This window comes from Mesorhizobium sp. M8A.F.Ca.ET.021.01.1.1 (genome assembly GCF_003998025.1).
Lineage (GTDB): Bacteria > Pseudomonadota > Alphaproteobacteria > Rhizobiales > Rhizobiaceae > Mesorhizobium.
Genome location: NZ_RZSJ01000337.1, coordinates 1 through 6582, shown reverse-complemented (window position 1 = coordinate 6582; position 6582 = coordinate 1). Strand labels below are relative to the sequence as shown.

The window sequence follows — 6582 nt, the reverse complement described above, 5'->3', positions numbered from 1 at the left end:
GCCCATGGTCCGGCAACGCTTCGACCGCGGCCTTCAGCAATGGCGCAAATCTTTCGGGTTGCCGCCAGTCGTAGATGCCGGCGAGCGGCTTCCAAACGGCAAAGCCGGCGCGCTGCATCGATTGATTGAAGCCGGCGGCCACGGCAGCGATTGCCGCGATCTTCGGTGCGACGGCGGCATCGCCAAGCGCCGGAGCGCCGCGCAGCACCGGCCTGCCGGCGGCGTCGGGAAAATACGCCCGCAGCCATCCGCGCACGACGGGCAGGAAATGCACGTGCTGATGACCATCGATGAAGTCGGGCTTGCGGCCGAGCGCCTCGACGAACCGACTGTACTGCGCGTCGAGTTCGGCATGGACATCGCGCTTGTCGATCCGGCCGCGCAAGACCGGCAGGGCGAGCGAACGAAGCGGCGGCAGCCGGCCCTCGGGCGCCAGGCTCGACTTGCCTGTGACGGCCGGCTGATCCGTAAGTGTCAGGTGCAGCCCGATCGCCGCATGGCCGCACAACGGCCTGATACGCGCCGCCGCCCCGGCCCATTCCGGAAAACTGGTCATGCAGCTGGTGCCGGTCAGCCGTCGCCGGTCGAGCAGGTCTAGAATTCCGGCGCAAACCCCTGGCGCCAGGCCGTAGTCGTCGGCGATCAGGCGAATGCGCCGCGTCATATGCCGGACGCGCCTGGCGGCCTGTCCGAGACGTCGCTGCGCACGACATCGCGCACGATGTAGACCGGCCGGTCCTTGCTCTCCGACAGCGTGACCCAGACATATTCGCCGATCAAACCAAGCAAGGTCAGGTTGAGGCCACCCAGCAGGACGACGGCGACCATCAGGCTGGGATAGCCAGGCACGGCGATGCCGTAGAACATCACTTCGAAGAACACCTTGGCGCCGTAAACGATGCCCGCCAGCGCCGCCAGCATGCCGCTCAGGCTGATGATGCGCAGCGGGATGACGGAAAACGACGTAAAGCCTTCCAGCGAAAAGGCGATCAGGTTGAGCCGGCTCCATTTCGACGTGCCGACAGCCCGGTTTTCCGGCGAATAGGGTATGGCTTTCTGGCGGAAGCCTGCCCAGGCGAACAGGCCCTTGTTGAAGCGCCGCTTGTCGCGCAGGCTGGTCAGCGCGCGCGCGACGGTACCGCGCATGACGCGAAAATCTCCCGCGTTCTCGGGGATATCGAAACGCTGGCTGCTGTTGATCAGGCTATAGAACAGCTTCGCCAGCTGGCTGCGCCGCCAGCTGGCCTCGCGCCGGTCGTTCTGGGCGTAGACGACGTCGATATCGGGATGCTTCACCAACTCGGCAATCATCTGCAGGCTGATGTCCATGGAATGCTGCAGGTCCGAATCCATGATCAGCACCATGTCGCCGCGCGACTGGTCGAGGCCGGCGAGCACCGCGACCTCCTTGCCGAAATTGCGGCTGAGGCGAACGATCTCCCAGGAGCCCGACAGCGCCAGCGAAAACCGTTCGGCGCCATCGTCGCGACTGCCGTCGTCGACCAGAATCTTGTGGACGGCCATGCCGAAACGGCTTGATACCGCTTCCTCGAGCCTGTCGAGCAGCGCGGCAAAGGCCGACGCCGATTGCGCCTCGTTGAAGAAGGGCGCCACGATATCGAGTTTCTGACGCAACTCAGCCATGTGCGACGGGTCCGACATTCGCCATCTTTTCGCTCGCCTTGGCCCAGAACCACCAGATCAGCGGACAGACGATGAAGGTGACCGCGAGCGGCCGGAACCAGGGGAAGAAGAAATCATGCATGTGGCGCTCGACGCCCGTCAAACCTGTGACGAACAATACCATCGACAGCACCGAAGCCAGGACGCCGCCACGCTCGTCCCGCCACAGTGTGGCGATAGCGAGGCCGGCAGGCACCGCGATCATGGCGTAGGTATTTGGCTCGACGCGCGGATTGAAGACGCACATGTAGAAGGCGGCCGTCAGGAAGATGGCCAGTCCCGCCATTCCAGGCTGGAGCTTGCGGTCGAACCAGAGAACGGTCGATAGCGTAAGCAATGCCACGACGACACGCACGATCGTGGCGGCGAATTCAGGCATGGGTAGGCCTGCCGACGTGAAAGGCGCCGTGAAGTCGGTGGGCACAAAATGGCCGGACTTGTCGACCGCCATGGAGGTCAGCATGCTGGCGAAATCACCGTACTGCTCGTTGAGGTAGCCGGCAGGTGCGAAAGCATATGGAATGGCGAGCACGAACAGCACCGCCAGCACGAGCACGGGTATCAGCCGCAGGCGCAGGGCTCCCACCAACAAAAGCATGATGATCGCGGTCGGTTTGGCAATGATGGCGACCGATGCCCAGAAGAAGGTCTCGGCGCGCCGCCCTTCGAGCGCCGACAGGGTCAGGAGCCAGCAGGCGCCGGTCAGGAGGATCGTCGCCTGGCCGTTGCGGATCGCACCCAGCGCCATCGGCAAGGCAAGGAAGAGCCCGAAGGAAAGCAGCCACGTCAATTCCCCGCCACCGAGCTTGCGCACCTGGCGCATCGCGGCGAAGGTGAGCACCGCAAACCCCAGTACGTGCCACACCAGTCCGCCCAGATGCGGACCGAGCTTCAGCACCGGAACATAGAGCGCGGCAAAGGCCGGCGCGTAGAGATAGCCCATCTCGGACTGGAGATTGTACAGTGGCTGGCCGCTGAGGAACGCCTCGCTGCCAAATCCGTAGGCCTGCATCACCGTGCGCGTGTAGGGCGACCATAGCACCATCCCGAGGACGACCAGGAATGCCCCGACCCACAGGCTCAGCCCCAAACGGTCGAAAACCGGCTTGGAAATCGTCATCAATACACCCCGCACGCCATTGGGGGGAGACGCCTTAGCCTGGCGTCGTCCCGGCATTCGATGGCGGCGGCATATCACGGACAAAGCGGCGCGGCATAGGGGGGTCGATGGCGCAAGCGGCGATCCGGCCGGTCCGATGGCAGCCGGACACGTGAATGTGTCGACCATCGAGAGCAAGGTCACCGTTTCAAGGCCGGATGAAAACCTTGCCGTTGGGCTTGGCCAGTTCCGCCGGCAAGCGCGCCATTGTCTCGGCCAGCGGAATGACCGCCGTCACGTCGGTCGACCAGCGTCCATCGGAAAACCGCTTCTGCGCCTCGAGAATCGCCGGACCACGGCGATCGCGGAACTGACGCATCCATTCGCTCAGCCAGAAGCCCTCGATGTGCTTGTGCTGGAAGATCAACTGGCCGGGCTCGCGGATGACCGTGGCCTCGGGATCGAGCCGGCCGTAGATGATCCAGCGCGCCCGTTTAGGCATCGCATTGAAGATCGCCGAAGCCAGCGGCCCGGTGACCGCATCGAGGAAGATGCGCGGCTGTTCGGCCTTCATCACCTCGCGCAGGGTGGTCTCGAAATCCGGCGCCTTTTCGTTGAGGACACGCGCCGCGCCAAGCTCTTTCAGCAGCGCGATCTGCTCGTCGCGGCGCACGGTGACAACAGGCCGGAACCCCTCCTCCCTGGCCAGGCCGATGATCAGCTTGCAGAGCTGGCTGGCGCCTGCGGTCATGATGAAGGCCTTCTCGCCTTCCTGTTTGACGATGTCGAACATGGCGATCGCGGTCAGCGGATTGACGATCATCGCGGCGCCATCCTCGTCGCGCACCGTATCGAGGAGCGGAATGCAGGCCGCCGCCTCGGCGACCGCATATTCAGCCCACGAGCCCCAATTGCTGAGACCGGTGGCGAAGGCGACCCGCTTGCCGATGAGGCTCCTGGGATAGGGCTCCTCCCCGCCCGCGACGACTGTGCCGACACCTTCGAAGCCCGCCGGCTGGCCCTTGGCGCGCGGCTGCCCGTACTGGCCCTTGATGAAGGCGACATCCGATGGATTGATCGAAGCCAGACTGACCTTGATCAGCGCCTGGCTCGGTCCGGGCGCCGGCACGGCGATGCTTCCCGGCTCGAGATACGGCTCCATCGCCTCGAGCGCACTGCCGCTCGGTGTCCTGGTATAACCGTCGCCCACCAGGAGCAGCGCCTTCATTTCGGAGGGGATTGTCATCAGTGACACTCCTTGGTTGCCGCGGGAAGAACCGTATGTGGCCAGCCTAACTGCCGCTCAGACCTTCTCCTGCGTGTATTTCTTCAGCTCCGTCCGCGCCACCTGGCGGCGATGGACTGCGTCAGGCCCGTCGGCGAGGCGCAGCGTCCTCAGATGCGTCCACGAGCGCGCGAGCGGCGTGTCCTGGCTGATGCCTTTTGCGCCGAACATCTGCACCGCCTCGTCGGTGACCTTGAGCGCCACGCGTGGCGCGATGACCTTGATCTGGCTGATCCAGGGGGCCGCGGCCCGCGCGTCGCCCTGGTCGATCATCCACGCCGCCTTGAGGCAGAGCAGCCGGGCCATTTCGATCTCCATCCGGCATTCGGCGATGATGTCGAAATTGGCGCCGAGTTTCGCCAGCTTCTGGCCGAAGGCCTCGCGGCGCACGGAACGCTGGCACAGCATTTCCAGCGCCATCTCGGCCTGGCCGATGGCGCGCATGCAATGATGGATCCGGCCCGGCCCGAGCCGGCCTTGCGCGATCTCGAAACCCCTGCCCTCGCCGAGGATCAGGTTCGACGCCGATACCCGCACATTGTCGAAGCGAAGATGCATGTGGCCGTGCGGCGCGTCATCGTCGCCATAGACCTGCATGGCGCGGACCTTGGTCACGCCTTTCGTGGCCGAGGGTACCAGGATCATCGAATGGCGGCGATGCTGCGGCTCTTCATCGCCGCCGGTCCGCACCATGACGATATAGATGGCGCAGCGCGGATCGCCGGCGCCCGACGCCCACCATTTCTCGCCGTTGAGCACATAGTCACCGCCCTGCCGCTCGCAGCGCATGGAAATGTTGGTGGCGTCGGAGGAGGCGACATCCGGCTCCGTCATCAGATAGGCCGAGCGGATTTTTCCGTCCAGCAGCGGCTCGAGCCATTCCCGCTTGTGCTCGGCCGAACCGTAGCGTTCCAGAACCTCCATATTGCCGGTGTCGGGCGCGGAGCAGTTGAAGGTTTCGGCGCCGAGATGTGCCTTGCCCATCTCCTCGGCCAGATAGGCGTATTCGACGGTGGACAGGCCGTAGCCGCGTTCCGAACCGGTCAGCCAGAAGTTCCACAGGCCGCGTTCCCGCGCGGTCTTCTTCAGCCCTTCGAGAATCTCGCTCTGGCGCTTGCTGTAGACCCAGCGGTCGCCGGCCTTGCCGACTTCGCCGAGGAATTCCTTGTCAAGCGGCATGATCTCGTCGCGCACCATGGCCGCGACGCGTGCGTGGATCGGCTTCAGCCGCTCGGTCATGCCGAGATTCATCTGCGTCATCGGTCGCTAACCCTTCATGCACGCCAGGCATTTTATCCGTGGCAAGGATGACCGTACTTCGGATAGCCTTGTCAACGCGAACTGTTTTGCCCGCGGGCGGGGCAACGGCGCGGAGAATTTGGATGAGCCACCTGGACGAGCTGTTTTCGGTTGCCGGCAAGACCGCGCTGGTAACGGGAGCGGCGACCGGCATCGGCCGCATGGCGGCAACCGCGCTGGTCAAGGCCGGCGCCAGCGTGATGATCGCCTCGCGCAAGGGCGAGGACTGCATCAAGGTCGCCGGCGAATTGAACGGACTTGGCGCCCCGGGCCGGGCGGAAGGCTTTGCCGGCGACGTTTCCAGCGAGGCTGGCATTGCCGCCCTGGTCGGCGAGGTCAGGGCGCGGACCAAAGAACTGCATATCCTGATCAACAATGCCGGCGTGTCCTGGGGCGCGCCGCTGGAAAGTTTTCCCTACCACGCCTGGGCCAAGGTGTTCGGCGTCAATGTCACCGCCGTCTTCCATCTGACCCGCGAATTGCTGCCGCTGCTCGATGCCGCTGCCAGCGACGCCGATCCGGCCCGGGTGATCAATCTGGGCTCGGTGATGGGCACGCAGGCGCTGGCCGACGACGCCTATTCCTACACCGCCTCCAAGGCCGCGGTTCACCATTTGACGCGCACGCTGGCGCTCGAATTCGCCGCCCGCCGCATCACCGTCAACGCCTTCGCACCAGGCCCCTTCCAGAGCCGCATGACGGCCTTCGCCACCGGCACGGACGAACAGGCCAGGCATGTCGGCAGCCATGTCCCTATCGGCCGCATCGGCACACCGGATGACATTGCCGGCGCAACGCTCTATTTGTGCAGTCGTGCAGGCAGCTATGTCACTGGCGCCATTCTGCCGATCGACGGCGGGCAGTCGGTGCAGCATGGGTTGACCTTGTTCAAGGAATGACATTTTCCGGCCGCAGAAGCCGGAGGTGAACTGGAGGACATGAGCGTGGAACCGATCAGTCTCGATGTGCTTCTGGCCAGTGTCGGCAAGGAGGTCGGCGTTTCACCCTGGCGGGTGGTCACGCAGCGCATGATCGACCAGTTCGCCGACGCCACCGACGACCATCAGTTCATCCACTGCGATCCGGAACGGGCCAAGCGCGAAACGCCGTTCGGCGGCACCATCGCGCATGGCTTCCTGTCGCTGTCGCTGCTGTCGGCCATGACCTTCGAGACCATGCCGCCGCTGGAAAACGGCAAGATGGGCGTCAACCATGG

7 protein-coding genes are annotated in these 6582 nt (G+C 64.6%); 2 read left to right on the top strand and 5 right to left on the bottom strand.

Annotation, left to right across the window (positions count from 1 at the left end):
- The 5 genes from EOA36_RS22950 to EOA36_RS22930 all read right to left on the bottom strand — a co-directional run.
- The coding region (locus EOA36_RS22950) for a ChbG/HpnK family deacetylase (RefSeq protein WP_145969264.1) at positions 1-664 on the bottom strand (664 nt) is incomplete at its 3' end.
- Positions 661-1644, bottom strand: coding sequence for a glycosyltransferase family 2 protein (locus EOA36_RS22945; protein WP_127279544.1), 984 nt, complete (start codon positions 1642-1644; stop codon positions 661-663). The genes EOA36_RS22945 and EOA36_RS22950, both read right to left, overlap by 4 nt.
- The gene (locus EOA36_RS22940) at positions 1637-2803 is read right to left on the bottom strand and encodes a glycosyltransferase 87 family protein (RefSeq protein ID WP_127279543.1); all 1167 of its coding nucleotides are present in this window, start codon (positions 2801-2803) and stop codon (positions 1637-1639) included. The genes EOA36_RS22945 and EOA36_RS22940 overlap by 8 nt, the downstream gene beginning before the upstream one ends.
- Before the next feature lie 187 nt (positions 2804-2990).
- Positions 2991-4028, bottom strand: coding sequence for a zinc-binding dehydrogenase (locus tag EOA36_RS22935; protein ID WP_127279542.1), 1038 nt, complete (start codon positions 4026-4028; stop codon positions 2991-2993).
- Positions 4029-4085: 57 nt separating this feature from the next.
- The gene (locus EOA36_RS22930; RefSeq protein WP_127279541.1) at positions 4086-5327 is read right to left on the bottom strand and encodes an acyl-CoA dehydrogenase family protein; all 1242 of its coding nucleotides are present in this window, start codon (positions 5325-5327) and stop codon (positions 4086-4088) included.
- Positions 5328-5449: 122 nt separating this feature from the next.
- Between EOA36_RS22930 and EOA36_RS22925 the strand changes: the two genes are divergently transcribed.
- Entirely contained in the window at positions 5450-6265 is an 816-nt protein-coding gene (locus tag EOA36_RS22925) for an SDR family oxidoreductase (protein ID WP_127279540.1), read from the top strand.
- A 39-nt stretch (positions 6266-6304) separates the two neighbouring features.
- Positions 6305-6582, top strand: a 278-nt coding sequence (locus EOA36_RS22920; protein ID WP_189553315.1) for a MaoC family dehydratase, incomplete at its 3' end; no start/stop codon positions are given.

Excerpts from the sequence above, each read along its gene's own strand:
- EOA36_RS22945 (WP_127279544.1), bottom strand. The coding sequence starts at position 1,644 with ATGGCTGAGTTGCGTCAGAAACTCGATATCGTGGCGCCCTTCTTCAAC.
- EOA36_RS22940 (WP_127279543.1), bottom strand. The coding sequence starts at position 2,803 with ATGACGATTTCCAAGCCGGTTTTCGACCGTTTGGGGCTGAGCCTGTGG.
- EOA36_RS22935 (WP_127279542.1), bottom strand. The coding sequence starts at position 4,028 with ATGACAATCCCCTCCGAAATGAAGGCGCTGCTCCTGGTGGGCGACGGT.
- EOA36_RS22930 (WP_127279541.1), bottom strand. The coding sequence starts at position 5,327 with ATGACGCAGATGAATCTCGGCATGACCGAGCGGCTGAAGCCGATCCAC.
- EOA36_RS22925 (WP_127279540.1), top strand. The coding sequence starts at position 5,450 with ATGAGCCACCTGGACGAGCTGTTTTCGGTTGCCGGCAAGACCGCGCTG.